This is a genomic window from Agromyces sp. NPDC058064, assembly GCF_042885275.1.
GTDB lineage: Bacteria > Actinomycetota > Actinomycetes > Actinomycetales > Microbacteriaceae > Agromyces.
In genome coordinates this window covers 1182612-1208640 of sequence record NZ_JBHVSE010000002.1, presented here as the reverse complement: position 1 = coordinate 1208640, position 26029 = coordinate 1182612, and the positions used below count along the sequence as shown (strand labels likewise).

21 protein-coding genes are annotated in these 26029 nt (G+C 70.7%); 7 read left to right on the top strand and 14 right to left on the bottom strand.

The genetic code is table 11. The features are described from left to right. The first annotated feature begins 240 nt into the window (after positions 1 to 240). Positions 241 to 1146, top strand: a complete 906-nt coding sequence (locus ACFVSL_RS11475) for a heme A synthase (protein ID WP_386941080.1) — start codon at positions 241 to 243, stop codon at positions 1144 to 1146. Here the strand turns inward: ACFVSL_RS11475 and ACFVSL_RS11470 are convergent. Both ACFVSL_RS11470 and ACFVSL_RS11465 read right to left on the bottom strand, forming a co-directional pair. After that, positions 1046 to 1816, bottom strand: coding sequence for a hypothetical protein (locus ACFVSL_RS11470; protein ID WP_386941079.1), 771 nt, complete (start codon positions 1814 to 1816; stop codon positions 1046 to 1048). The two genes, ACFVSL_RS11475 and ACFVSL_RS11470, sit on opposite strands and share 101 nt — an antisense overlap. 269 nt (positions 1817 to 2085) lie before the next feature. Next, positions 2086 to 3006, bottom strand: a complete 921-nt coding sequence (locus tag ACFVSL_RS11465) for a heme o synthase (protein ID WP_386941078.1) — start codon at positions 3004 to 3006, stop codon at positions 2086 to 2088. A 317-nt stretch (positions 3007 to 3323) separates the two neighbouring features. Between ACFVSL_RS11465 and tkt the strand changes: the two genes are divergently transcribed. The 6 genes from tkt to pgl are packed head-to-tail and all read left to right on the top strand — an operon-like array spanning position 3324 to position 11433. Next, positions 3324 to 5417, top strand: coding sequence for a transketolase (gene tkt, locus ACFVSL_RS11460; RefSeq protein WP_386941077.1), 2094 nt, complete (start codon positions 3324 to 3326; stop codon positions 5415 to 5417). Between the two features lie 24 nt (positions 5418 to 5441). Next, positions 5442 to 6551 carry a transaldolase gene (gene tal, locus ACFVSL_RS11455; protein WP_386941076.1) on the top strand — a complete coding sequence of 370 codons (1110 nt, stop codon included), beginning with the start codon at positions 5442 to 5444 and terminating at the stop codon, positions 6549 to 6551. Continuing rightward, positions 6548 to 8152, top strand: coding sequence for a glucose-6-phosphate isomerase (locus tag ACFVSL_RS11450; protein WP_386941075.1), 1605 nt, complete (start codon positions 6548 to 6550; stop codon positions 8150 to 8152). The genes tal and ACFVSL_RS11450 overlap by 4 nt, the downstream gene beginning before the upstream one ends. Positions 8153 to 8171: 19 nt before the next feature. Next, entirely contained in the window at positions 8172 to 9713 is a 1542-nt protein-coding gene (zwf, locus tag ACFVSL_RS11445; protein WP_386941074.1) for a glucose-6-phosphate dehydrogenase, read from the top strand. Then, complete coding sequence (locus ACFVSL_RS11440; protein WP_386941073.1) at positions 9710 to 10666, top strand: glucose-6-phosphate dehydrogenase assembly protein OpcA; 957 nt, start codon at positions 9710 to 9712, stop codon at positions 10664 to 10666. The genes zwf and ACFVSL_RS11440 overlap by 4 nt, the downstream gene beginning before the upstream one ends. After that, complete coding sequence (pgl, locus tag ACFVSL_RS11435) at positions 10663 to 11433, top strand: 6-phosphogluconolactonase (protein WP_386941072.1); 771 nt, start codon at positions 10663 to 10665, stop codon at positions 11431 to 11433. The genes ACFVSL_RS11440 and pgl overlap by 4 nt, the downstream gene beginning before the upstream one ends. Before the next feature lie 83 nt (positions 11434 to 11516). Here pgl and ACFVSL_RS11430 read toward each other — a convergent pair whose 3' ends face one another. The 12 genes from ACFVSL_RS11430 to coaE all read right to left on the bottom strand — a co-directional run bounded on the left by ACFVSL_RS11430 (position 11517) and on the right by coaE (position 25993). Next, a complete protein-coding gene (locus ACFVSL_RS11430) occupies positions 11517 to 11882 on the bottom strand; it encodes an RNA polymerase-binding protein RbpA (protein WP_386941071.1) in 366 nt (121 codons plus the stop codon). Positions 11883 to 11894: 12 nt separating this feature from the next. After that, positions 11895 to 12146, bottom strand: a complete 252-nt coding sequence (secG, locus tag ACFVSL_RS11425; RefSeq protein ID WP_386941070.1) for a preprotein translocase subunit SecG — start codon at positions 12144 to 12146, stop codon at positions 11895 to 11897. Positions 12147 to 12262: 116 nt separating this feature from the next. Further along, the gene (gene tpiA, locus ACFVSL_RS11420; RefSeq protein WP_386941069.1) at positions 12263 to 13051 is read right to left on the bottom strand and encodes a triose-phosphate isomerase; all 789 of its coding nucleotides are present in this window, start codon (positions 13049 to 13051) and stop codon (positions 12263 to 12265) included. Then, positions 13042 to 14256 (bottom strand): phosphoglycerate kinase, encoded by a 1215-nt coding sequence (locus ACFVSL_RS11415; protein ID WP_386941068.1) that lies wholly within the window; start codon positions 14254 to 14256, stop codon positions 13042 to 13044. The genes tpiA and ACFVSL_RS11415 overlap by 10 nt, the downstream gene beginning before the upstream one ends. A gap of 11 nt (positions 14257 to 14267) precedes the next feature. Continuing rightward, a complete protein-coding gene (gap, locus tag ACFVSL_RS11410; protein ID WP_386941067.1) occupies positions 14268 to 15272 on the bottom strand; it encodes a type I glyceraldehyde-3-phosphate dehydrogenase in 1005 nt (334 codons plus the stop codon). Positions 15273 to 15368: 96 nt separating this feature from the next. Next, a complete protein-coding gene (locus ACFVSL_RS11405; protein WP_386941066.1) occupies positions 15369 to 15995 on the bottom strand; it encodes a superoxide dismutase in 627 nt (208 codons plus the stop codon). A gap of 250 nt (positions 15996 to 16245) precedes the next feature. Further along, complete coding sequence (gene whiA, locus ACFVSL_RS11400) at positions 16246 to 17226, bottom strand: DNA-binding protein WhiA (protein ID WP_386941065.1); 981 nt, start codon at positions 17224 to 17226, stop codon at positions 16246 to 16248. Between the two features lie 34 nt (positions 17227 to 17260). Beyond that, positions 17261 to 18139 (bottom strand): RNase adapter RapZ, encoded by an 879-nt coding sequence (gene rapZ / locus ACFVSL_RS11395; RefSeq protein WP_386941064.1) that lies wholly within the window; start codon positions 18137 to 18139, stop codon positions 17261 to 17263. 32 nt (positions 18140 to 18171) lie between these two features. Beyond that, positions 18172 to 20154, bottom strand: a complete 1983-nt coding sequence (uvrC, locus tag ACFVSL_RS11390; protein ID WP_386941063.1) for an excinuclease ABC subunit UvrC — start codon at positions 20152 to 20154, stop codon at positions 18172 to 18174. Positions 20155 to 20158: 4 nt separating this feature from the next. After that, the gene (gene uvrA, locus ACFVSL_RS11385; protein ID WP_386941062.1) at positions 20159 to 23050 is read right to left on the bottom strand and encodes an excinuclease ABC subunit UvrA; all 2892 of its coding nucleotides are present in this window, start codon (positions 23048 to 23050) and stop codon (positions 20159 to 20161) included. A 119-nt stretch (positions 23051 to 23169) separates the two neighbouring features. Next, positions 23170 to 25236 carry an excinuclease ABC subunit UvrB gene (gene uvrB, locus ACFVSL_RS11380; protein ID WP_386941061.1) on the bottom strand — a complete coding sequence of 689 codons (2067 nt, stop codon included), beginning with the start codon at positions 25234 to 25236 and terminating at the stop codon, positions 23170 to 23172. Positions 25237 to 25378: 142 nt separating this feature from the next. Next, positions 25379 to 25993 carry a dephospho-CoA kinase gene (gene coaE / locus ACFVSL_RS11375; protein WP_386941060.1) on the bottom strand — a complete coding sequence of 205 codons (615 nt, stop codon included), beginning with the start codon at positions 25991 to 25993 and terminating at the stop codon, positions 25379 to 25381. Positions 25994 to 26029 lie beyond the last annotated feature (36 nt).

The window sequence follows — 26029 nt, the reverse complement described above, 5'->3', positions numbered from 1 at the left end:
CTTCTCCTCCCGTGCAACCGGCTATCAGTCCGGCTCATCCCCCGCGCCTGTCGAGGAACTCGGTGAGGGGGTGTGATGTGCGGGTGGCTCCAGTGCGAACCTAAGATGGCTGGTGCCCGCTTGCCGCGCGAACGCGCGTCGCAGCAGGTGCGCCAACCACTCAAGTCTATAGGGTCGCAGTGACACCCGGGCCGGACTCCCAGCCCCGTCTCAGAGCGACCCGGATCAGGAACGACCCGCGTGCCCCGCTCTCTCCGCTTCTTCGCCTGGGCCTCCTTCGTCGCGCAGGTGACGATCATCGCGACCGGCGGCGCGGTGCGCCTCACCGGTTCGGGCCTCGGATGCCCCACCTGGCCCACCTGCACGCCCGAGTCGCTCGTGCCGACGGAGGAGCTCACCTACCACTCCCTCATCGAGTTCGGGAACCGGCTCATGACGGGCGTCGTGGGCATCATCGCGCTCATCGTCTTCCTCCTCGTGTGGCGCATCCGCCGTGAGCGCCGCGACCTCTTCGTGCTCTCGTTCATCGTCGGCCTCGGCATCGTCGCGCAGGCGATCGTCGGCGGCATCACCGTCTGGACGGGCCTCAACCCGTTCATCGTCGGCTTCCACTACCTGTCCTCGCTCGCGCTGGTCTGCGTGACGGCCGCGTTCCTCGGCCGGATGGACGAGCCCGCCGGCGCCCGCGAACGGGCCGTTCCGGGCTGGTACGCGGGCCTCACGCACGCAACGAGCGCCGTGCTGCTCATCTCGATCGTCTTCGGCGTGCTCACCACTGGATCGGGCCCGCACTCGGGCGACGCAGAGGCCGGCCGCAACGGCTTCGACTCCGAGATCCTCGAGCACGTGCACGCCTGGCCCGGCTACGCGCTCCTCGTCATGACGATCGTGCTCGTGATCGCGGCCTGGCGCGGCGGGCTGCCGACCCTGCGCTGGTCGATCGCGCTGCTCGTGGTCGAGCTCGTGCAGGTCGCGGTCGGCCTCTACCAGGCGCGCAACGGCCTGCCCGTGCTCGCCGTCGGCGTGCACATGGTGCTCGCGGCGCTCACCGCAGCGGCGATGACCCTCGTGATCCTGCGCCTGAAGCGCCCCGTGGCCGCGGTCCCGGCGTCGCCGCAGGCGCCGGTCGAGGCCACGGCCGTCTGACCCCGGCCGACGGCCTCCTCACCCCGGGCTCCGGACCGCAGGGCGGCCGCGCCGTCGGGTGCGGCTGCCGATTGCCGGCTGCCCCGAGCGCACGGGCGCCAGAATTTCGGCGATCGCCACGACTTCGGAACGTCTCGAGACCCGAGTCAGCGGTCGTCGACGCGACCTCGAGCAGCCGCCTGGCGGCAGGCCCCAACGGCAGGCGCGCGAGCGCGTCGCGCGCCGCCAGCCCCTTCCGCAGCGCCGACTCCCACACGACGAGCGCCTCCTCGAACGGACGGCATGCCGCGACGAGCGCGAGCACGTTCTCGACGGGGTCGGTCAGTGCGTCGGGATGCCTCGGCACGATCGGCTTCGCCCAGTGCACCCGCGCGGCGATCGGCGGCACCGCACCGTGCCCGCCGGTCGCGACGTGCAGGCCCGGATCGGTCATGGTCCAGAGGCCGAGTCGCCGCGCCTGCGACACGCACGTGAGCACGACCCCTGCGGCAGCCGCCGCGGTCAGCTCGTGGTCGGCGCCGGGCAGCGCGACCCAGTCGCGCCGCAGTCGCACGAGCCGGCCGTCGGCCAGCGCACGCCGCACTTGGTGTCGGCTGTGGCCCGCCGCCTGCAGGCTCGTGACCCGCGCGACGCCGTCGCTGCGGTGGAGCCGACGCTCGAGTGCCCTCATGCCGGAATCGTGGCCGCCGCAGCGGGTCGCGCGAGCCGGAGCATCCGTGCTGTGCGTCGAACCCGACGCGCACCGCCTGTGGAGGACGATTCGCGCCGACCACGACGTCGGCGATCGCCACGACATCGGTGGAGATCGGACGAAGTCGCCCGAATCGGCGGCGATCTCCGAACCTGTGGCGGCACCGGCGCCCGGCGTACGCCGCGGGCAGCGGGCAGCGGCAGGGACAGCGGGCAGCGGGCAGCGGGCAGCGCCGCAGGCTCGAGCGGCTAGAAGGGCAGCAGCGGGTCGATGCCGACGGCGAGGAACAGCAGCGAGAGGTACGCGATCGAGCCGTGGAACACCCGCATCGGCGAGACCTGCTCGTGCCGGATCGCGAGGTTGTAGAGGCGGTGCGTCTCGTAGATGAACCAGACGCCCGTGACGACCGCGACCGTCGAGTAGACCAGTCCCATGTCGGCGATCGGGATGAGCAGCAGCGAGCACGCGACGGTCGCCCACGCGTAGAGGATGACCTGCAGGCCGACCTGGGCGCGGCCGCGCACGACCGCGAGCATCGGCACGCCGGCCGCGGCGTAGTCGTCCTTGTACTTCATCGAGAGCGGCCAGTAGTGGGGCGGCGTCCAGAGGAAGATGATGAGGAACAGGATGAACGGGGGCCAGCTGAGGTCGCCGGTGACGGCGGCCCAGCCGATGAGCACGGGCATGCAGCCCGCGACGCCGCCCCACACGATGTTCTGCGCGGTGCGGCGCTTGAGGATCAGGCTGTAGAAGACGACGTAGAGCAGGATCGCGCCGAGCGAGAGGGCGGCGGCGAGCCAGTTGGTGAACACGCCGAGCCACACGATGGATGCCACGCCGAGCCCGTAGGCGAAGACGAGCGCCTCGCGGTCGCTGAGCTCGCCGGTCACGAGCGGGCGGCCCTGGGTGCGCTTCATCACCCGGTCGATGTCGCGGTCGATGTAGCAGTTGAACGCGCCGGCCGATCCCGCGCTCATGGCGCCGCCGATGAGGGTCGCGATCATGAGCCAGAGGCTCGGCAGCCCCTGCTGCGCGAGGATCATGGTGGGGGCGGTGACCACGAGCAGCAGCTCGATCACGCGCGGCTTGGTGAGCGCGAGGTAGGCGGCGAGCTTGCGCCGAACGGTCATCGCCGGTCGGGCTTCACGGGTTTCTACGGCTGCCTGCATCGTTCCTCTTCTAGAGTGCGCGCGCCAACCATCGCCGGACCCCGCGCCGCCTCCCCTCGATTCTAGGCCATCGGGCGCGATGCCCCGACGTGGGCATACCGGGCCTCACAAAGGGCATGGACGAGTGTGAGTCATACCCCGTCATCGCGGGTCATGAACTCCATATACTGAGGATTGCGCGCTTGACGTCGCGATCCTCGATTCCCCCACCGGCATCCCCCAGGACCGCACGCCCGGCGATACCGCGCCGCAACGTCCTCGGCGGGTCGGGGCCGATCGGTTCCCGTCGCCGTCACGAACGGAAGGAACTGCACCTCGTGGCAACTCTGCACTGGGATCCCATCGACGATCGCGCGGTGGACACCGCACGGGTGCTCGCGGCTGACGCCGTCGAGAAGGTCGGCAACGGCCACCCCGGAACGGCGATGAGCCTCGCCCCGGCCGCCTATCTCCTCTTCCAGAAGGTGATGCGCCGCGACCCCGCCGACCACGCCTGGCTCGGCCGCGACCGCTTCGTCCTCTCGGCCGGCCACTCGTCGCTCACCCAGTACGTGCAGCTCTACCTCGCCGGCGACGGACTCGAGCTCGCCGACCTCGAGTCGCTGCGCACGTGGGGCTCCAAGACCCCGGGCCACCCCGAGTACGGCCACACCGACGGCGTCGAGATCACGACCGGCCCGCTCGGCCAGGGCCTCGCCTCCGCGGTCGGCTTCGCCTACGCGGCGCGCTACGAGCGCGGCCTCTTCGACCCCGAGGCCCCCGCGGGCGAGAGCCCCTTCGACCACTTCGTCTACGTCATCGCGGGCGACGGCGACCTGCAGGAGGGCGTCACGTCCGAGGCGTCGAGCCTCGCCGGCCACCAGCAGCTCGGCAACCTCGTCGTCATCTACGACTCGAACCAGATCTCCATCGAGGACGACACCAACATCGCCTTCACGGAGGACGTGGCGAAGCGCTACGAGTCCTACGGCTGGCATGTGCAGACCGTCGACTGGAAGAAGACGGGCGAGTACGTCGAGGACGTCGCCGAGCTCAACGAGGCGATCGATGCGGCCAAGGGCGAGCAGTCCAAGCCCTCGATCATCATCCTCAAGACGATCATCGGCTGGCCCAGCCCCGGCAAGCAGAACTCGGGCAAGATCCACGGCTCGGCCCTCGGCGCCGCCGAGCTCGCCGCGACGAAGGAGGTGCTCGGCTTCGACCCCGAGCAGCACTTCGTCGTCGCCGACGACGTGATCGCCCACACCCGCGCGGCCGGTGAGCGCGGTGCGGCCGCGCACGCCGAGTGGCAGCTCGCCTTCGACGCCTGGGCGGCGGCGAACCCCGAGCGCAAGGCCCTCCTCGACCGCCTCGAGGCGGGCGAACTGCCCGCCGACGTCGAGCAGGCCCTGCCCGTCTTCGAGGGCGGCACCGAGCTGTCCACCCGCGCGGCCTCCGGCAAGGTCATCAACGCCCTCGCCGGGGTGCTCCCCGAGCTCTGGGGCGGCTCGGCCGACCTCGCCGAGTCGAACCTCACGACGATCAACGGCGCGCCGTCCTTCATCCCGGCCGAGTGGTCGACGCACGAGTTCTCGGGCAACCCCTACGGCCGGGTGCTGCACTTCGGCATCCGCGAGCACGCCATGGGCGCGATCGTCAACGGCATCGTGCTGCACGGGCCGACCCGCGCGTTCGGCGGCACCTTCCTCATCTTCAGCGACTACATGCGCCCGGCCGTCCGCCTCGCCGCGCTCATGAAGGTGCCCTCGATCTTCGTCTGGACGCACGACTCCGTCGCACTCGGCGAGGACGGCCCCACGCACCAGCCGATCGAGCAGCTCGCGACGCTCCGCGCCATCCCCGGGCTCACGGTCGTGCGCCCCGCCGACGCGAACGAGGTCGCCTACGCCTGGCTCGAGATCCTCAAGCAGCAGGATGCCCCGGCGGGCATCGCGCTGACCCGCCAGAACATCCCGGTGTTCGAGCGGGGCGACGGCGAGGCATCCGGCGACACCCTCGCGAGCGCCGCGAACGTCGCGAAGGGCGCGTACGTGCTCGCCGAGGCCGCCTCCGGCACGCCCGACGTCATCCTCATCGCGACCGGCTCGGAGGTGCAGCTCGCCCTCGCCGCCCGCGAGACGCTCGCCGCCGAGGGCATCGGCGCACGCGTCGTGTCGGCGCCGAGCCTCGAGTGGTTCGAGGCGCAGCCGGCCGAGTACCGCGAGCAGGTGCTGCCCGCAGCGGTCACCGCACGCGTCTCGGTCGAGGCCGGGCTCGCGCTGTCGTGGCACCGCTACCTCGGCGACCGCGGCCGTGCCGTGTCGATCGAGCACTTCGGCGCGTCCGCCGACTACAAGACCCTGTTCCGCGAGTTCGGCATCACGGCCGAGGCCGTCGTCGCCGCCGCGAAGGAATCGCTCGCGTCGGCCTGACGCGCGCACGAAGGAGACATCCCAATGACCACCTCTCCCACCGCCGCCCTCTCCGAGGCCGGCGTCAGCATCTGGCTCGACGACCTCTCGCGCGCGCGCATCGCGTCGGGCGACCTCGCCCGCCTCATCGCCGAGCGCGACGTCGTCGGCGTGACCACCAACCCGACGATCTTCGCCGGCGCCCTCGCCAAGGGCGACGGCTACGCCGAGCAGGTCGCCGAGCTCGCCGCGGCGGGCGCCGACGTCGACACCGCGGTCTTCGAGATCACGACCGACGACGTGCGCGCGGCCGCCGACGTGTTCCGTCCGGTCTACGACCGCTCCAACGGCTACGACGGCCGCGTCTCGATCGAGGTCGCCCCCGGCCTCGCCCGCGACACCGACGGCACCATCGCCGAGGCGAAGGCGCTCTGGGCGAAGGTCGACCGCCCGAACGCGATGATCAAGATCCCCGCCACCGTCGAGGGCCTCGCCGCGATCACCGCCGCGATCGGCGCCGGCATCAGCGTCAACGTCACCCTCATCTTCAGCCTCGACCGCTACCGCCAGGTCATCGACGCCTACCTCACCGGCCTCGAGCAGGCGAAGGCGGCCGGGCTCGACCTCTCGACGATCCACTCGGTCGCCTCGTTCTTCGTGTCGCGCGTCGACACCGAGATCGACAAGCGGCTGACCGCGATCGGCACCGACGCGGCACTCGCACTGAAGAGCAAAGCCGGCGTCGCGAACGCGCGCCTCGCGTACGAGCTCTTCGAGCAGCAGTTCGCGAGCGAGCGGGCCGCGGCCCTCCTCGCCGCCGGCGCGAACAAGCAGCGCCCGCTCTGGGCCTCGACCGGCGTGAAGGACCCGGCCCTGCCCGACACCCTCTACGTGACCGAGCTCGTCGCGCAGGGCGTCGTGAACACGATGCCCGAGAAGACGCTCGAGGCGACCGCCGACCACGGCGTCATCACCGGCGACACCGTGACCGGCGCCTACGCCGAGGCGGGCGAGGTGCTCGACGCCCTCGCCGCCGCCGGCGTCGACTACGACGACGTCACGCTCCTCCTCGAGAACGAGGGCGTCGACAAGTTCATCGTGTCGTGGGGCGAGCTGCTCGACAGCGTCCGCACCGCGCTGGAGGCCGCACGATGAGCTTCCGCATCTCGGTCGGCGGCGCGGCGGCCGACGCCGTGCGCCGCGCCGTCCCCGCGCTGGTCGCCGACCTCGTCGCGAGCGGCATCACCGCGCAGGACCCGGCGCTCTGGGGCGCCGCAGCGGAGGACGAGGCGTCGAAGCGACTCGGTTGGACCGAGGCAGTCGCGATCTCGCGCCCCCTCGTCGCCGAGATCGAGGCCCTCCGGGTCGAGCTCGAGTCGGCCGGCGTCGACCACATCGTGCTCGGCGGCATGGGCGGCTCCTCGCTCGCGCCCGAGGTCATCACCCGCACGGCGCGGGTCGGCCTCACCGTGCTCGACTCGACCGAGCCCGGCCAGGTGCGTGCGGCGCTCGCCGACCGCCTCGCGACGACCGCGCTCGTGATCTCGTCGAAGTCGGGCTCGACGGTCGAGACCGACAGCCAGCGCCGGGCGTACGAGCAGGCGTTCCGCGACGCGGGCATCGACCCGGCCTCGCGCATCGTCATCGTCACCGACCCCGGTTCGCCGCTCGACGAGTCGGCCCGCGCCGCGGGCTACCGCGTCTTCAACGCCGACCCGAACGTGGGCGGCCGCTACTCCGCGCTCACCGCGTTCGGCCTCGTGCCGTCGGGCCTCGCCGGCGTCGACATCTCCGAGATCCTCGACGAGGCCGAGACGATCGAGCTCTCGCTCGCGATCGACACCGCCGAGAACCCGGGCCTCGTGCTGGGCGCCGCGATCGCCGCGACCGCGCCGCTCCGCGACAAGCTCGGCATCGTCGCCGACGGCACCCATATCGTGGGCTTCGCCGACTGGGCCGAGCAGCTCATCGCGGAGTCGACCGGCAAGGAGGGCACCGGCCTCCTCCCGGTCGTGCTCGAGACGGGCGCGCCCGAACTCAGCTCCGACCTGCCCGACCTGCAGCTCGTCCGCCTCGTCGACGACGCGGGCGACGAGATCTTCCGTGACGACGACTCGGGCGACATCCTCGTCTCGGGCACCCTCGGCGCGCAGCTGCTCGTCTGGGAGTACGCGACCGCGGTCGCGGGGCGCCTCCTCGGCATCAACCCGTTCGACCAGCCCGACGTCGAGTCGGCGAAGATCGCCGCGCGCGGGCTGCTCGACGCCCGCCCCGCACCCCAGCCCGCCGCGTTCGTGGCCGACGGCATCGAGGTCCGCGGCACGCCCGAGGTCATCGGCGCCTCGAGCGACCTGGAGTCGGCGATCGAGGTGCTGCTCGAGGAGCTGCCCGCGAACGGGTACCTCTCGATCCAGGCCTACGTCGACCGGGTCGCCCACCCCGAGCTCGCGCAGCTGCGCGATCTCCTCGCGGCGCGCGCCGGCCGACCCGTCACCTTCGGCTGGGGCCCCCGCTTCCTCCACTCGACCGGACAGTTCCACAAGGGCGGCCCCGCCGTCGGCGCGTTCCTCCAGATCACGCAGGCGCCCGCCGCCGACCTGGCCATCCCCGAGCGGCCGTTCACGTTCGGCGAGCTCATCGCCGCTCAGGCGTCCGGCGACGCGAGCGTCCTCGCCGAGCACGGTCGTCCCGTGCTCACGCTGACGCTCACCGACCCGGCCGCGAACATCCCGGCGCTCGTCGACGCCGTCGGCTGAACCGACGAAAGGACCCGAATTGACTTCGGCAGAGATCTCGGCGCAGCACAACCCGCTCCGGTCACCGAAGGACTATCGCCTCAATCGCATCGCGGGGCCCTCGAGCCTCATCATCTTCGGCGTCACGGGCGACCTGTCGCGCAAGAAGCTGATGCCCGCGGTCTACGATCTCGCGAACCGGGGGCTGCTGCCCCCGGGCTTCGCGCTCGTGGGCTTCGCGCGCCGCGACTGGGCCGATCAGGACTTCGCGCAGGTCGTGCACGACTCGGTGAAGCAGTACGCCCGCACCGAGTTCCGCGAGGACGTCTGGCAGCAGCTCGCCCGCGGCATCCGATTCGTCACCGGCACCTTCGACGACGACGACGCGTTCGACCGCCTGCGCGCCGTCGTCGAGGACCTCGACGCGCAGCGCGGCACGATGGGCAACCACGCGTTCTACCTGTCGATCCCGCCGAAGTCCTTCCCGCTCGTCACCGAGCAGCTCAAGCGCTCGGGGCTCACCGAGCAGCGCGACGGGCAGTGGCGACGCGTCGTGATCGAGAAGCCGTTCGGGTCCGACCTCCAGACGGCCCGCGAGCTGAACGACGTCGTGGCGAGCGTGTTCCCGCCCGACTCGGTGTTCCGCATCGATCACTACCTCGGCAAGGAGACGGTGCAGAACATCCTCGCGCTGCGCTTCGCCAACCAGCTGTACGAGCCCATCTGGAACGCGAACTACGTCGACCACGTGCAGATCACGATGGCCGAGGACATCGGCGTCGGCGGCCGTGCCGGCTACTACGACGGCATCGGCGCGGCGCGCGACGTGATCCAGAACCACCTGCTGCAGCTGCTCGCCCTCACCGCCATGGAGGAGCCGATCTCCTTCGACGCGTCCGACCTGCGCGCCGAGAAGGAGAAGATCCTCGCAGCGGTCCGCCTCCCCGACGACCTGGCCACGGGCACCGCCCGCGGGCAGTACGCGGGCGGCTGGCAGGGCGGCGAGAAGGTCATCGGCTTCCTCGACGAGGACGGCATGAACCCCGAGTCGACGACCGAGACCTACGCCGCGATGAAGCTCCTGATCGGCACCCGCCGCTGGGCGGGCGTGCCGTTCTATCTCCGCGCCGGCAAGCGGCTCGGGCGCCGGGTCACCGAGATCGCGGTGGTCTTCAAGCGCGCACCGCAGCAGGTCTTCGCCGACAGCCAGACCTCGGAGCTCGGCCAGAACGCGCTCGTGATCCGCGTGCAGCCCGATGAGGGCGTCACGATCCGGTTCGGCTCGAAGGTGCCGGGCGCGGGCATGCAGGTGCGCGACGTCACGATGGACTTCGGCTACGGCCACGCCTTCACCGAGGCGAGCCCCGAGGCGTACGAGCGGCTCATCCTCGACGTGCTGCTCGGCGATCCGCCGCTCTTCCCGCGGCAGGAGGAGGTCGAGCTCAGCTGGAAGATCCTCGACCCGATCGAGGAGTTCTGGGCGACGCAGGGCCAACCCGAGCAGTACCGCCCCGGCACCTGGGGCCCGAGCTCGGCCGACGAGCTCCTCGCGCGAGACGGACGGAGCTGGAGGCGCCCATGATCGTCGAACTTCCCGACACGACCACGAGCCAGGTCTCGAAGACCCTCGTGAAGATCCGCGAGGACGGCGGCGTCGTCGCCCTCGGCCGCGTGCTCACCCTCGTCATCGCCACCTCCCCCGGCCAGGAGGAGGAGGCGATCGAGGCGGCGAACGACGCGTCGCGCGAGCACCCGATGCGCGTCATCGTGGTCTCGACCGAGCCGGGCACCGAGTCCACGGCGGTCGCGCCGCGCCTCGACGCCGAGATCAGGGTCGGCGGCGACGCCGGCGCGAGCGAGGTCATCGTGCTCCGCGCGAGCGGCGACGCCGCGCGCGACGAGGAGAGCCTCGTCATGGGCCTGCTGCTCCCGGATGCCCCGGTCGTCACCTGGTGGCCCGGCGCAGCGCCGGCGGTGCCCGGTCGTTCGCCGCTCGGCCGCATCGCGCAGCGACGCATCACCGACGCCTCGGCGCAGCCCGATCCGCAGGCGGCGCTGCACGCCCTCGCCGACAGCTACACCCCCGGCGACGCCGACTTCGCCTGGACGCGGCTCACGCTGTGGCGCGCGCAGCTGGCCGCGGTACTCGACCAGCCGCCGTACGAGCCCATCACGAAGGTGCACGTGAGCGGTGCGATCGACTCGCCGTCGACGACGCTGCTCGGCGCGTGGCTTCGCCTGCAGCTGCGCTGCGCGACCGGCGTCGAGCTCACCTCCGTCGAAGACGGGTCGCACGGCATCCACGGCGTCCGCCTCGAGCGCGCGAGCGGCGTCATCGAGCTCGTTCGCGACGTGCCGGGCATCGCGACGCTCCGCCAGCCCGACCAGCCGCTGCACGACGTCGCGCTCCCCCGCCGCAGCCTCCGCGACTGCCTCGCCGACGAGCTGCGCCGCCTCGACCCCGACGAGCTGTACGGTGAAGTGATCGCGAAGGGGCTGGCGCTCCTCGACGGAGCCCAGGAGGTCACTGCGTGACGAACGAACGGCGGGTGCTCGTGCACCCCGACAAGGCCACGCTGGCCGGGGCGGTCGCCGCCCGATTCATCACGAAGACGCTCGACCTGCTCGACGCGCAGCCGATCGTGCACATCGTCCTCACGGGCGGCTCGATGGGCTCCGCGGTGCTCGAAGCGGTCGCCTCCTCCCCCGCACGCATGTCGATCGACTGGTCGCGCGTGCACTTCTGGTGGGGCGACGAGCGCTGGGTCCCCGCCGGTGACGCCGACCGCAACGACCGGCAGTCGCACGAGGCCCTGCTCGACGATCTCGACCTGCCCGCCGAGAACCTGCACCCGTTCCCGGCCTCCGACTCGGGCCTGACCCTCGACGAGGCAGCGGCGGCCTATGCCGCGGAGCTCGCCGAGCACGCCGCCGAGGGGCTCGAACATCCCGTCTTCGACATCACCTTCCTCGGCGTCGGCCCCGACGGGCACATCGCCTCGCTGTTCCCGCACCGCTCGGGGATCTCGGTCACCGACCAGACCGTCATCGCGGTCCGCGAGTCGCCGAAGCCGCCGCCCGAGCGACTGAGCCTCACCCGCCCGGTGATCAACAGCTCGCAGCGGGTGTGGATGGTGCTCGCCGGCGCCGACAAGGCGTCCGCGCTGGGCCTCGCCCTCGCCGGTGCCAGCCGCGACGAGGTGCCCGTCGCCGGCATCAAGGGGCGTCGCCGCACCGTCTTCTTCGTCGACGGCGATGCCGCGGCCGAAGTGCCCGAGGCGCTCATCGCACGCGACTACTGACGTCGTTCCGCCATGGCGGAACGATGAGAGCGGGGCGGGCCTTTCGGCCCGCCCCGCTCTCGTCCCGGTCGCACGACCGGTGATCAGTCCTTCGGCGCCTGCCCGCGGCGGGCGCGGAGCTGCGTCAGCGCGTCGTCGAGGAGCTGAGCTGCCTCGTCTTCGGTGCGGCGCTCCTTCACGTAGGCGAGGTGGGTCTTGTAGGGCTCGAGCTTCGACACCGACGGCGGGTTCTCGCGGTCGCGGCCTGCGGGGAGGCCGGTCGACGGGCTGTCGATGACCGCGGGGATCTCCTCGTCGGGGAGGCTCGCAGCGAAGTAGCGGACCGTCTCGTTGCCTTGGGCGTCCCAGTAGCTGATGGCGACGCGATCGGCGTGGAAGCCGCGGTCCTGCTCGCCCATGGGGCCTGCGCCGACGCGGGAGCCGCGAATGGCGCTGTTACCTGATGCCATCTCGGCTCCTCGTCAGATTCCGGTGTCGAACTTGGTGATCAGTCCGAGCACCACGATGCACGTGACCCAGATGAGCCCGAGGATCACCGTGATGCGGTTCAGATTGCGCTCGGCCACGCCGGAGGCGCCGAGGCTCGAGGTGACGCCGCCGCCGAACATGTCGGACAGACCGCCACCACGGCCCTTGTGCAGCAGGATGAGCAGCGTCAGCAGGAGGCTCGTGAGACCGAGCAGCACCTGCAGGACGACCTGGAGAATCTCCACGGTGAACCTTTCCGGGCACGACGCAGGGGGTCGATGCCGCCAATCAGACTATCAGCACAGCCGAGTTTAGCCGGGTGACACCTCGGGGCGGGACGTCTCGCCCCGCCCCGGGGAGGTCACGCTCCGACGTGCTTCTTGAAGCGGACGATGCTCGAGAACTCGTCGATGTCGAGGCTCGCACCGCCGACGAGCGCTCCGTCGACGTTCGGCTCGCGGAGGAAGGAGGCGATGTTCGCCGCCTTCACCGAGCCGCCGTAGAGGATGCGCGTCGCCGCTGCGACCTCGTCGCCCGCGATCTCCGCGAGGACGGCGCGCAGTGCGGCGGCGACCTGCTCGGCCTGGGCCGGCGTCGCCGCCTGGCCGGAGCCGATCGCCCAGACGGGCTCGTACGCGACCACGAGCCCCTTCGAGGCGTCGACGCCCTCGAGCGCGGCGCGCAGCTGGGCGACGGGCACCGCGCTCGCGCCGTGCTGCGCGAGGTCCTCGGCCGTCTCGCCGACGCACAGCACCGGAACGAGGCCGTGGCGGTGCGCCGCGACGACCTTCGCGTTGACGTCGGCGTCGGTCTCCGCGTGCAGCGTGCGCCGCTCGGAGTGACCGATGATCACGTAGCCGCAGTCGAGCTGCTTCAGGAACGCGCCCGAGATCTCGCCGGTGTAGGCGCCCGAGTCGTGCTTCGACAGGTCCTGCGCGCCGTAGCCGATCGGCAGCGAGTCGGCCGCGACGAGCGTCTGCACGCTGCGGAGGTCGGTGAACGGCGGGAACACCGCGACCTCGGCGTCGGCGAAGTCGTGCTTCGCGTCGGACAGCGCCCAGGCGAGCTTCTGCACGAACGCGATCGACTGCAGGTGGTCGAGGTTCATCTTCCAGTTGCCCGCGATGAACGGGGTGCGCTTCACTGCCATCCGAGGACCTCCAGTCCGGGGAGCTTCTTTCCTTCGAGGAACTCGAGGCTCGCGCCCCCGCCCGTCGAGATGTGTCCGAATCGATCGTCGGCGAATCCGAGCTGGCGCACGGCCGCAGCCGAGTCGCCGCCGCCGACGACGCTGAGGCCGTCGACCTCGGTGAGCGCCTCCGCGACCGCGCGGGTGCCGGCGGCGTAGGGGGCGAGCTCGAAGACGCCCATCGGCCCGTTCCAGAACACGGTCTTCGAGTCGCGGACCTGGGCGGCGAACGCCGCGGCGGTCTCGGGCCCGATGTCGAGTCCGAGGCCGGATGCCCCGAACGGCGTGTCCTCGATCGCGTCCGCCGGCGCGACCACGTGCTCGGCGTCCGCCGAGAAGGCCGCCGCCACGACGACGTCGCTCGGCAGCACGAGCTCGACGCCGCGCTCCGCGGCTTCGGCGAGATAGCCCTTCACCGTGTCGATCTGGTCGGCCTCGAGCAGGCTGGAGGCGACCTTGTGGCCCTGGGCCGCGAGGAAGGTGAAGAGCATGCCGCCGCCGATGAGGAGGCGGTCGACGCGGGGAAGCAGGTGGGCGATGACGCCGAGCTTGTCGGACACCTTCGACCCGCCGAGCACGACCGTGTAGGGGCGCTCGGGGTTCTCGGTGAGGCGGTCGAGCACGTCGAGCTCGGCGGCGATGAGGAGGCCGGCCGCGCTCGGGCGCTGCTCGGCGAGCTCGTAGACGCTCGCCTGCTTGCGGTGCACGACGCCGAAGCCGTCGGAGACGACCGCGTCGGCGAAGGCCGCGAGCCGGCCCGCGAAGGCGGTGCGCTCGGCCTCGTCCTTCGAGGTCTCCCCCGGGTTGAACCGCAGGTTCTCCAGCACGAGCACCTCGCCGTCGGCGAGGGCGTCGGCCTTGGCCGTGGCATCCTCACCGACGGTGTCGGTCGCGAATGCGACGGGCGCGTCGAGCAGCTCGCCGAGTCGCGCCGCGACGGGGGCGAGGCTGTACCGCGCATCGGGTGCGCCCTCGGGGCGCCCGAGGTGGGAGACCACGATGACGCGGGCGCCCTGGCCGAGGAGGGCCTGGATGGTGGGGACCGACGCCCGCACGCGGCCGTCGTCCGTGATGGCCCCGTCCCGCAGGGGGACATTGAGGTCGCAACGGACGACGACGCGCTTGCCGGCGAGCGGACCGAGGGAATCGATCGTTCGCAGGGTCATTCAGTGCTCTTTCAGAGACGGTCGGCGACGTACTCGGTCAGGTCGACGAGACGGTTGGAGTAGCCCCACTCGTTGTCGTACCAGCTCGAGAGCTTCACCTGATCGCCGATGACGCGGACGAGGCCGGCGTCGAAGATCGACGAGTGCGGGTCGGAGACGATGTCGCTGGAGACGATCTCGTCTTCGGTGTACTTGAGGATGCCCTTCAGGGGCCCCTCGGCGGCTGCCTTGTAGGCGGCCTTGACCTCGTCGACCGTGACCGGTCGCGAGGAAGTCACGGTCAGGTCGGTGATCGACCCGGTAGGGACCGGCACGCGGAGCGCGAAGCCGTCGAGCTTGCCGACGAGCTCGGGCAGCACCAGGCCGATGGCCTTCGCCGCCCCGGTGGACGTCGGCACGATGTTGAGCGCGGCGGCACGGGCGCGACGGAGGTCGCGGTGGGGGCCGTCCTGCAGGTTCTGGTCGGCCGTGTAGGCGTGGACCGTCGTCATGAGGCCCCGCTCGATGCCGAAGGCGTCGTTGAACACCTTCGCCAGCGGCGCCAGGCAGTTCGTCGTGCAGGAGGCGTTCGAGATGATGTGGTGGCGGTCGGGGTCGTAGTCCTGCTCGTTGACGCCGATCACGAAGGTCGCGTCCTCGTCGGTGGCGGGTGCCGAGATCAGCACCTTCTTCGCGCCGGCCACGAGGTGCTTGCGCGCGTCGGCCGCCTTCGTGAAGAAGCCCGTGGACTCGATCACGATGTCGACGCCGAGCTCGCCCCAGGGCAGGTTCGCGGGGTCGCGCTCCGAGAACGCCTTGATCGCGGTGCCGTCGACGATGATGTGGTCGTCGTCGTAGTCGACCGTCGCGTCGAGCCGGCCCGTGATCGAGTCGTACTTCAGGAGGTGCGCGAGGGTCTTGTTGTCGGTGAGGTCGTTCACCGCGACGATCTCGAGGTCGGCCCCCTGGGCGAGCGCCGCGCGGAAGTAGTTGCGGCCGATGCGGCCGAATCCGTTGATACCGATCTTTACAGACACAGATGTCTCCTGGATGACGTGGCGCGCACAGCGCCGTTGCACGGGTGGACTGATCGGACGGCGGTGTCCCCGGACGAGTCCGGGGACACCATCCGTTTACGACAGTAGCAGCAGCCCTGAGGTCTTCTCACCAGCTGCGGTGAAGCGCTGCTGGACGTTCTCCCAGTTCACGATCGACCAGAACGCCTTGACGTAATCGGCCCGGACGTTCTTGTAGTCGAGGTAGTACGCGTGCTCCCAGACGTCGAGCATGAGCAGCGGCACGAGGCCCGCCGGCAGGTTGCCCTGCTGGTCGAAGAACTGCACGATGATCGGGCGCTGACCGAGCGAGTCCCACGCGAGCACCGCCCAGCCCGAGCCCTGCACGCCGAGCGCCGTCGCGGTGAAGTGCGCCTGGAACTTGTCGAACGAGCCGAAGTGGTCGTCGATCGCCGCGGCGAGCTCGCCGGTCGGCTTGTCGCCGCCCTCGGGCGAGAGGTTCGTCCAGAAGATCGAGTGGTTGACGTGACCGCCGAGGTTGAAGGCGAGGTCCTTCTCGAGCTTGTTCACGTTCGCGAGATTGCCCGAGTCGCGCGCCTCGGCGAGCTGCGCGAGGGCGGAGTTCGCGCCGGTCACGTACGCCTGGTGGTGCTTCGAGTGGTGCAGCTCCATGATCGTGCCGCTGATCGCCGGCTCGAGCGCCGCGTAGTCGTAGGCGAGATCGGGGAGGGTGTAGTCAGCCATTGCTTCTCCTTGTCAGGTGCGCCGGGGCACCCGGGCGTCTCCCCGGATCTCCGCGGCGGCATTCCCGAGTCTATGCCCGTGCGGCCGAGGCGCGCCGGGGCGCCGTCGGGATCGCGTCGCCGTGTGACGGGCGGGCGACCCGGCGCACGACGGACACCCCGAGGCGCGACGAACGCCCCGGAGCGGGAGGCCGTCTCCTGCTCGGGGTGCGGGCGCCCGCGCAGCGGTGCGGGAACGGGCGACGGCCCGCTCAGACCTCGTCGAGATCGGCGGGGAGGCTCGCCTCGGTCCCGGGCACCCCGAGGTCGGCGGCGCGCTTGTCGGCCATCGCGAGCAGCCGCCGGATGCGGCCGGCCACGGCGTCCTTCGTCATGGGCGGGTCGGCGTGGTGGCCGAGCTCGTCGAGACTCGCCTCGCGGTGGGCGAGCCGCAGCTCGCCCGCGTACTTCAGGTGGTCGGGGATGTCGTCGCCGAGGAGCTCCATCGCGCGCTCGACACGGGCGCAGGCCGCGACCGCGGCCTGCGCGGAGCGACGGAGGTTGGCGTCGTCGAAGTTGACGAGGCGATTCGCTGTGGCGCGCACCTCCCGGCGTTGGCGCAGCTCCTCCCAGTTGCGCACCGTCGTGCTCGCCCCCATGGCGGCGAGCATGGCGCTGATCGCCTCGCCGTCGCGGATGACCACCCGGTGGACGCCGCGCACCTCGCGGGCCTTCGCCGCGATGCCGAGGCGACCGGCGGCGCCGACGAGCGCCATCGCGGTCTCGTTGCCGGGGCAGGTCACCTCCAGCGCAGCGGAGCGGCCGGGATCGGTGAGGCTCCCCTGCGCGAGGAATGCGCCGCGCCAGATCGCCGCGACCTCGTCGCGCGAGCCCGTGGTCAGCTTGTTCGGAAGGCCCCGGACCGGGCGGCGACGCGCGTCGAGGAGCCCGGTCTGGCGAGCGAGGGTCTCGCCGCCCTCGAGGATGCGCACGAGGTAGTTGTTCGTGCGTCGCACTCCCGTCGGCGACACGACCGAGACATCGGGCCGGACTCCGTAGATCTCGCCGAGATCGCGCGTCACGCGACGCGCGACGTTCTTGGAGTCGAGCTCGGCCTCGATCGCGATGCGATTCGAGATGATGTGGAGCCCACCTGCGAACCGCAGCACCGAGGCGAGCTCGGCGATGCGCACGCTCGTCTTGGAGACCTCGACCCGGGCGAGCTCTTCTTTCACATCAGCGGTCAATGCCACCTCGTCATCCAATCTGTGTTGCGGGGACCCGGCGTCATTCGCGACCGAGGTCGCGATGCTTGACGCTCACGACGACGCCGGGCATCTTCGAGACGCGCTCGGCGAGTTCTCGGACCATGGCCACCGAGCGGTGCTTGCCGCCCGTGCAGCCGATCGCGATCGTCGCGTGTCGCTTGTTCTCTCGCTGGTAGCCGGCCAGCACGGGTTCGAGCGCGCGAGCATACGCGTCGAGGAACTCCATCGCCCCGGGCTGGCCGAGCACGAATTCGCTCACGGCGGCGTCCTCGCCGGTGAGGTGTCGGAGCTCGGGGTTCCAGAACGGGTTGGGCAGGAACCTGGCGTCGGCGATCAGATCGGCGTCGGTCGGCGCACCGTACTTGAAGCCGAAGCTCTGCATCGTGACCCTGAGGCCCGCGTGGTCGGCGCCCGCGAAGGTCTCGGTCACGAGGTTCGCGAGCTGGTGGATGTTGAGGTCGGAGGTGTCGACGACGATGTCGCTCGCCTCCCGGAGGGTGGCGAGCCGGGCCCGCTCGGCCCCGATGCCGTCGAGCAGCGTGCCGTTGCCCTGCAGCGGGTGCGGGCGCCGCACCGACTCGAACCGGCGCACCAGCACCGCGTCGTTCGCGTCGAGGAAGACCACGCGGACGTTCACGCCCGCGCGAAGGGCCTGGATGATGTCCTGCAGCTCGGAGAAGAAGTCCCGGCCGCGGATGTCGACGACCGCGGCGATGCGCGGAAGCGAGGTGCCTGCGCGCTCGACCAGCTCGACGAGGGGACGCAGCATCTGCGGCGGCAGGTTGTCGACGACGTACCAGCCCAGGTCCTCGAGCGCGTTGCCCACGGTCGAACGCCCGGCCCCGCTCATCCCCGTGACGATGAGCATCTCCTGCTCCTCGGGCTCCCCCGTCGTCATCCCGACCCCCTTCTGCATACCGACATCCCAGCCTATCGGGGCACGGGGGCCTCGTCGGCGTGCAGTCGGGCGTGCACCGTCGCGGCGAGCGTCGGTCCGACGCCCTTCACCTCGGCGATCGCCGTCTCGTCGGCCGCCCGCAGGCGGGCGACGGAGCCGAAGTGCCGCAGCAGCTCCTTCACCCGGGACGGGCCGAGCCCGGGGATCTCGGACAGCACCGAACCGATGTCGCGCTTGCGGCGCTGCCGCTGATGCGTGATCGCGAAGCGGTGCGCCTCGTCGCGGACGCGCTGGAAGAGGAAGAGGGCGTCGCTGTTGCGCGGGAGGATCACCGGGAAGTCGGCCTCGGGCGTCCAGATCTCCTCGAGGCGCTTCGCGATGCCGCAGAGGTAGATGCCCTCGACGCCGGACTCGCGGAGCGCCCGCGCCGCGGCGGCGACCTGCGGCTGTCCGCCGTCGACGACGAGGAGGTTCGGCCGGTAGGCGAACTTCTTGCGGCGCTCGGACATCTCGGGCGCGTCGGGGGCGTCGGGGGCGTCCGCTCCGGTCGATGCGGCGCCGTCGGCCGCCGTGTCGGCCGCGATCGCATCCGCGGACGCCGCGTCGTCGTCGACCGGCCCTGCGAGGTACGCGAGCCGGCGCGTCAGCACCTGATGGATGGAGTCGGTGTCGTCGGTCGAGCTCGGGATCGTGAACCTGCGGTACTCGTCCTTGCGCGCGAGGCCGTCTTCGAAGACGACCATCGACGCGACGATGTTCGTGCCGCTCAGGTGCGAGACGTCGTAGCACTCGATGCGCAGGGGGGCGTCCGCCATGCCGAGCGCCTCCTGGATGTCCTCCAGGGCGCGGGATCTCGTCGTGAAGTCGGCGCTGCGCCGGGTCTTGTAGAGCATGAGCGTCTGCTTGGCGTTCTGCGTCGCCGTCTGGAGGAGCGAGGCCTTGTCGCCGCGCTGCGCGACCTTGAGCCGCACCTTGCGACCCGCCTGCTCGCCCAGCCATGCCTCGAGGGCGACGGCGTCGTCGGGGAGCTCGGGGACGACGACCTCGCCGGGCGGGCGGAGCCCGTCGCCGTAGGCGTTCTGCACGACGGAGTCGACCAGTTCGCCGAGCGGGACGTCGAGCTCCTTGTCGACCGTCCACGAGTGGATGCCGCGCACGCGCCCGCCGCGCACGATGAAGAGCTGGACGGCCGCCGACAGCTCGTCGTGGTCGATGCCGAAGACGTCGAGGTCGACCGAGTCTCCGAGCACCATCGCGCTCTTTTCGAAGAAGGCGTTCGCCGCGACGAGACGGTCGCGGTACCGGGCCGCGGCCTCGTACTCCTGGGCCGCCGCGGCGGACCGCATGCGCTGCTCGAGCTCGCCGAGGATCCGGCGATCCTGGTTCTGCATGAACGCGACGAACCGATCGACGTTCTCGCGGTGCTCGGCGATCGTGACCTTGCCCGAGCACGGCCCGAAGCATCGCCCGATCTGCCCCGCGAAGCAGGGCTTGCCGCTCGCCATCGCCCGCCGGTAGTCGCTGTCCTTGCAGGTGCGTATGGGGAACAGCTTGAGCAGGATCTCGAGCGTCTCGTTGATCGCCCACACCTTCGGGTACGGGCCGAAGTAGCGCGCGCCGCGCAGCTTGCGGTTGCGCGTGACGAACGCCCTGGGCGCCTCGTCGGCCAGCGTGACGGCCAGGTACGGGTAGGACTTGTCGTCCTTGAAGCGCACGTTGAACGGCGGGTGGAACTCGTTGATCCACGTGATCTCGAGCTGGAGGGCCTCGACCTCGCTGCCGACCACCGTCCACTCGACCGAGGCGGCACTCGTCACCATGCGCCGAGTGCGCTCGTGGAGGCTGCGGAGCGGGGCGAAGTAGTTCGAGAGCCGCGCCCGCAGGTTCTTCGCCTTGCCGACGTAGAGCACGCGTCGCTCGGCGTCTCGGAAGCGGTAGACCCCCGGCTCGGTCGGGATCTCGCCCGACTTCGGCCGGTACGGGACGCTCTGGTCGTACGACGCTGCGCTGCTCATCGCCTCAGCTGGCGACGTCGGCGCGGTCGGCCGCGGCGTCGAAGATCTCGCGGAGGAAGAACCCGGTGTGGCTCTCGGACACGGAGGCCACCTGCTCGGGCGTGCCGGTCGCGACGATCTGGCCGCCGCCCGACCCGCCCTCGGGGCCGAGGTCGATGATCCAGTCGGCCGACTTGATGACGTCGAGCGAGTGCTCGATCACGATCACCGAGTTGCCCTTGTCGACGAGCTTGCCGAGCACCTTCAGGAGCTTCTGCACGTCTTCGAAGTGGAGGCCGGTGGTCGGCTCGTCGAGCACGTAGACGCTGCGGCCGTTCGAGCGGCGCTGCAGCTCGGTCGCGAGCTTCACGCGCTGCGCCTCGCCGCCCGAGAGGGTGGTCGCGCTCTGGCCGAGCTGCACGTAGCCGAGACCGACGTCGACCAGGGTCTTCAGGTAGCGGTGGATCGCGGAGATCGGCTCGAAGAACTCGGCCGCCTCGCTGATCGGCATCTCGAGCACCTCGGCGATGTTCTTGCCCTTGTAGTGCACCTGCAGGGTCTCGCGGTTGTAGCGCTGGCCCCCGCAGACCTCGCACGCGACGTAGACGTCGGGCAGGAAGTTCATCTCGATCTTGATCGTGCCGTCGCCCGAGCACGCCTCGCAACGGCCGCCCTTGACGTTGAAGCTAAAGCGGCCGGGCAGGTAGCCCCGCGCCTTCGCCTCGTTCGTCTCGGAGAAGAGGGTGCGGATGCGGTCGAACACGCCGGTGTAGGTCGCGGGGTTCGACCGCGGCGTGCGGCCGATCGGCGCCTGGTCGACGTGGACGACCTTGTCGAGGTGCTCGAGGCCGGTCACGCGGCGGTGCTTGCCCGGCACCTTGCGGGCCCCGTTCAGCCGGTTGGCGAGCACCCGGTAGAGGATGTCGTTGACGAGCGAGGACTTGCCCGAGCCGCTGACGCCGGTGACGGCCGTCAGCACGCCGAGCGGGAACTCGACGTCGACGCCGCGGAGGTTGTTGGCCTCGGCGCCCTGCACCGAGATCACGCGCTCGCGATCGATCGCCCGACGGCGAGCCGGCACGGCGATCTCACGACGGCCGGAGAGGTAGTCGCCGGTGAGCGAACGCGTGTTCTTCAGGAGGTCGGCGTAGCTGCCCGAGTGCACGACGGTACCGCCGTTGACGCCGGCGCCCGGCCCGATGTCGACGATCCAGTCGGCCGTGCGGATGGTGTCTTCGTCGTGCTCGACGACGATGAGCGTGTTGCCCAGGTCGCGGAGGGCGATCAGCGTGTCGATCAGCCGGCGGTTGTCGCGCTGATGCAGGCCGATGCTCGGCTCGTCGAGCACGTAGAGCACCCCGGTGAGGCCCGAGCCGATCTGCGTCGCGAGACGGATGCGCTGCGCCTCGCCGCCCGAGAGCGTACCGGCCGCGCGGGCCAGGTCGAGGTAGCTGAGGCCGACCCTGATGAGGAAGTCGAGCCGGAGCTTGATCTCGCGCAGCACCTGCGCGCCGATCTTCTGCTCGCGCTCGGTGAGCTCGAGCCGGTCCATGAAGGCGCGGGCGTCGGTCAGGCTCAGCAGGCCGACGTCGGCGATGCTGTGGTCGTGGATGAGCACCGAGAGCACCTCGGGCTTCAGCCGCTTGCCGTCGCAGACCGGGCACGGCACCTCGCGCAGGTACTCGGACCACCGGGCGCGCTGCACGTCGGTCTCGGCCTGCAGGTACTGGCGCTCGATGTACGGCACGACGCCCTCGAAGCCCGAGCTGTAGCTCATCTCGCGGCCGTAGCGGTTGCGCCAGCGCACCTTGACCTCGAAGTTGTCGCCGCGGAGCACGGCGTTGCGAGCGTCCTCGTCGAGCTGCTCCCATGGAGTGTCGAGCGAGAAGCCGAGATCGCGGGCGAGGCCGTCGAGCAGCTTCTCGTAGTAGTTGTAGAGGCTCTTGCCCTGCGAGGTCCACGGGAGGATGACGCCGTCGGCGATGCTCAGCTCGGGATCGCCGAGCAGCAGCGCCTCGTCGACCGACATGCGGGTGCCGAGGCCCGAGCACTCGGGGCAGGCGCCGAACGGCGCGTTGAACGAGAAGGTGCGCGGCTCGATCTCGGTGAGCTGGATGGGGTGCTGGTTCGGGCAGGAGAGCTTCTCGGAGAAGGTGGCCCACGCGTCGGGACCCTGCTCGTCGACGTAGTTGACCTGGACGAGCCCGTCGGTGAGCCGCAGCGCGGTCTCGAGCGAGTCGGTGAGCCGACCGAGCACGTCGGCCCCCGCGACGAGTCGGTCAACGACGACCGAGATGTCGTGCTTGACCTGCTTCTTCAGCTTCGGCGGCTCGTCGAGCCGGATGACGTCGCCGTCGACCACGGCGCGCGAGTAGCCCTGCGCCGCGAGCTCGCGGAAGAGGTCGACGAACTCGCCCTTCTTCTTCGAGACGACCGGGCTCAGCACCTGGAACCGGGTGCCGGCCTCGAGCTCCATCAGCCGGTCGGCGATCTGCTGCACGGTCTGCCGCTGGATCTTCTCGCCGCAGACCGGGCAGTGCGGCACGCCGATGCGCGCCCACAGCAGCCGCATGTAGTCGTAGATCTCGGTGATGGTGCCGACCGTCGAGCGCGGGTTGCGGTTCGTCGACTTCTGGTCGATCGAGACGGCCGGGCTCAGCCCCTCGATGAAGTCGACGTCGGGTCGATCGACCTGGCCGAGGAACTGCCGCGCGTAGGCCGAGAGCGACTCGACGTAGCGGCGCTGCCCCTCGGCGAAGATCGTGTCGAAGGCGAGCGACGACTTGCCCGACCCCGAGAGCCCCGTGAACACCACCATCGCGTCGCGAGGAATCTCGACGTCGACGTTGTGCAGGTTGTGCACGCGGGCTCCGCGGACACTCAGGCGCGAATGGGCATCGAGACGTGAAACTGGCACCCTACGAGTCTAAGGAGGACCACCGACACGGACGGCTCGGCGGCACGCGCTCTGAGCGAACATATGTTCGATCGACGCGATGGTGCGGGCCGTGGAGCGCAGCAGGCGCCCCCGGGGTGCTACCCGAGGTGCCCCGCCTTCTCCATCTGGCGGAGCTCGCGCTTGAGCTCGGACACCTCGTCGCGGAGTCGTGCGGCCAGCTCGAACTTCAGCTCGCCCGCCGCCTCGAGCATCTGCTCGTTGAGATCGCGGATGAGCTCCTCGAGGTCGTTCGCGCCCTCGGCGGCGATGCCCTCGCGACGGAGGTTCGGCACCGGCGACTTCTTGCGCCCGTCGCGGCCGGCGAGCAGCGCCGCGGTGTCGGCCTCCTCGCGGGCGAGCACCTCGGTGATGTCGGCGATGCGCTTGCGGAGCGGCTGGGGGTCGATGCCGTTCGCCCGGTTGTACTCGAGCTGCATCTCGCGTCGGCGCGTCGTCTCTTCGATGGCCTGGTTCATCGAGTCGGTGAGCACGTCGGCGTACATGTGCACCTCGCCCGAGACGTTTCGCGCCGCACGGCCGATCGTCTGGATGAGCGAGGTCGCCGAACGCAGGAACCCCTCCTTGTCGGCGTCGAGGATCGCGACGAGCGAGACCTCGGGCAGGTCGAGGCCCTCTCGGAGCAGGTTGATGCCGACGAGCACGTCGTAGACGCCCGCGCGCAGTTCGGTGAGCAGCTCGACGCGGCGGAGGGTGTCGACGTCGGAGTGCAGGTAGCGCACCCGGACCCCGGCCTCGGTGAGGAAGTCGGTGAGCTCCTCGGCCATCTTCTTCGTGAGCGTGGTGACGAGCACGCGCTCGTCGCGTTCGGCGCGCGTGCGGATCTCCTCCAGCAGGTCGTCGATCTGCCCCTTCGAGGGCTTCACCACGATCTGCGGGTCGACGAGGCCCGTCGGGCGGATGATCTGCTCGACGACGCCGTCGGCGACGCCCATCTCGTACCGCCCCGGGGTTGCCGAGAGGTAGACGGTCTGCCCCACGCGGTTCTTGAACTCGTTCCACTTGAGCGGGCGGTTGTCGAGTGCGCTCGGCAGCCGGAAGCCGTGCTCGACGAGCGTGCGCTTGCGCGACGAGTCGCCCTCGTACATCGCGCCGATCTGCGGCACGGTGACGTGCGACTCGTCGATGACGACGAGGAAGTCGTCGGCGAAGTAGTCGAGCAGGCAGTGCGGCGCCTCGCCGGGCTCGCGACCGTCGATGTGCCGCGAGTAGTTCTCGATGCCGGAGCAGAAGCCGATCTGCTCCATCATCTCGAGGTCGAAGGTGGTGCGCATGCGCAGCCGCTGCGCCTCGAGCAGCTTGCCCTCGCGCTCGAGCTCCGCGAGCCGTTCGTCGAGCTCGGTGCGGATCGTGCCGATCGCCCGCTGCATCACCTCGGTGGAGGCGACGTAGTGGGACCCCGGGAACACCGGCACCGCGTCGAGCTTCGCGACGACCTGCCCGGTGAGCGGGTGCAGGCTGTAGAGCGCCTCGATCTCGTCGCCGAACATCTCGATGCGGATCGCCAGCTCTTCGTAGATCGGGATGATCTCGATCGTGTCGCCGCGCACACGGAAGTTGCCGCGCGAGAAGTCGACGTCGTTGCGCTGGTACTGCATCGAGACGAACTTGCGGATGAGCCAGTCGCGGTCGACCCGCTGCCCCACCTGCAACGGCATCATCGCGCCGAGGTACTCTTCAGGGGTGCCGAGGCCGTAGATGCACGAGACGGTCGAGACGACGACGACGTCGCGGCGGCTGAGCAGGGAGTTCGTCGTCGAGTGGCGCAGGCGCTCGACCTCGGCGTTGATCGACGAGTCCTTCTCGATGAAGGTGTCGGTCTGCGGCACGTAGGCCTCGGGCTGGTAGTAGTCGTAGTACGACACGAAGTACTCGACCGCGTTGTTGGGCAGGAGCTCGCGGAACTCGGTGGCGAGCTGCGCCGCGAGGGTCTTGTTGTGCGCGAGCACGAGCGTCGGCCGCTGCACCTGCTCGATGAGCCAGGCGGTGGTCGCCGACTTGCCGGTGCCCGTCGCGCCGAGCAGCACCACGTCGGTCTCGCCGGCGTTGATGCGCCCGGCCAGCTCGGCGATCGCCTGCGGCTGATCACCGCTCGGACGGTACTCGCTGACGACCTCGAACGGACGAACTGAACGCGTGGCCTGCATCCTGCAAGTCTAGGTTCGCCCACCGACACCGCGGCCGGCGTTCGCCCGCGGCGCACGCCCCGGCCCCGGAGCCCGCCGGCCACGCCGGGCACGCGGTCCAGACGGCGCTCACCGCCGCGCCGTCGACGCGGACGACGTGCGATCAGGCGCGGGCGGCCCGGCGCGAGACGATGTCGGCCCAGAGGGCGTCGGTCTGGCTCATCGTGTGCGCGAGGGTGCCGTCGGTGTCGATCACGACGTCGGCGATCTCGAGCCGACGCGTGTTGTCGACCTGGGCGTCGACGCGCGCCTGCGCCTGGTTGAAGTCGAGGCCGCGCTCCTCCACGAGGCGCTTCACCTGCGTCTTGCGCGGCGCGTTCGTCACGACGATGAGGTCGAAGGGGTGGTCGACGGATGCCTCGACGAGCAGCGGCACGTCGTACACGACCACCGCGTCGGGGTTCTCGGCCTCGGCCTTCGCGATCAGCCTGCCCGACAGCTCGCGGACCGCGGGGTGCACGATCGCGTTGAGACGGGCGCGGGCCGCGTCGTCGGCGAAGACGAGCTCACCGAGCTTCACCCGGTCGAGCGAGCCGTCGGCGCGCAGCACGCCATCGCCGAACTCGGCGACGATCGCGGCCAGCCCGGGCGTGCCGGGCTCGACGACGCGACGTGCGAGCTCATCGGCGTCGAGGTGCACGGCGCCGTGCTCGTAGAGGCGCCGCGCGACGGTGGACTTTCCTGAGGCGATGCCGCCCGTGAGGCCGATCAGATACACGTGTCCACTCTAATCGTGCGACACTCGACACGTTCG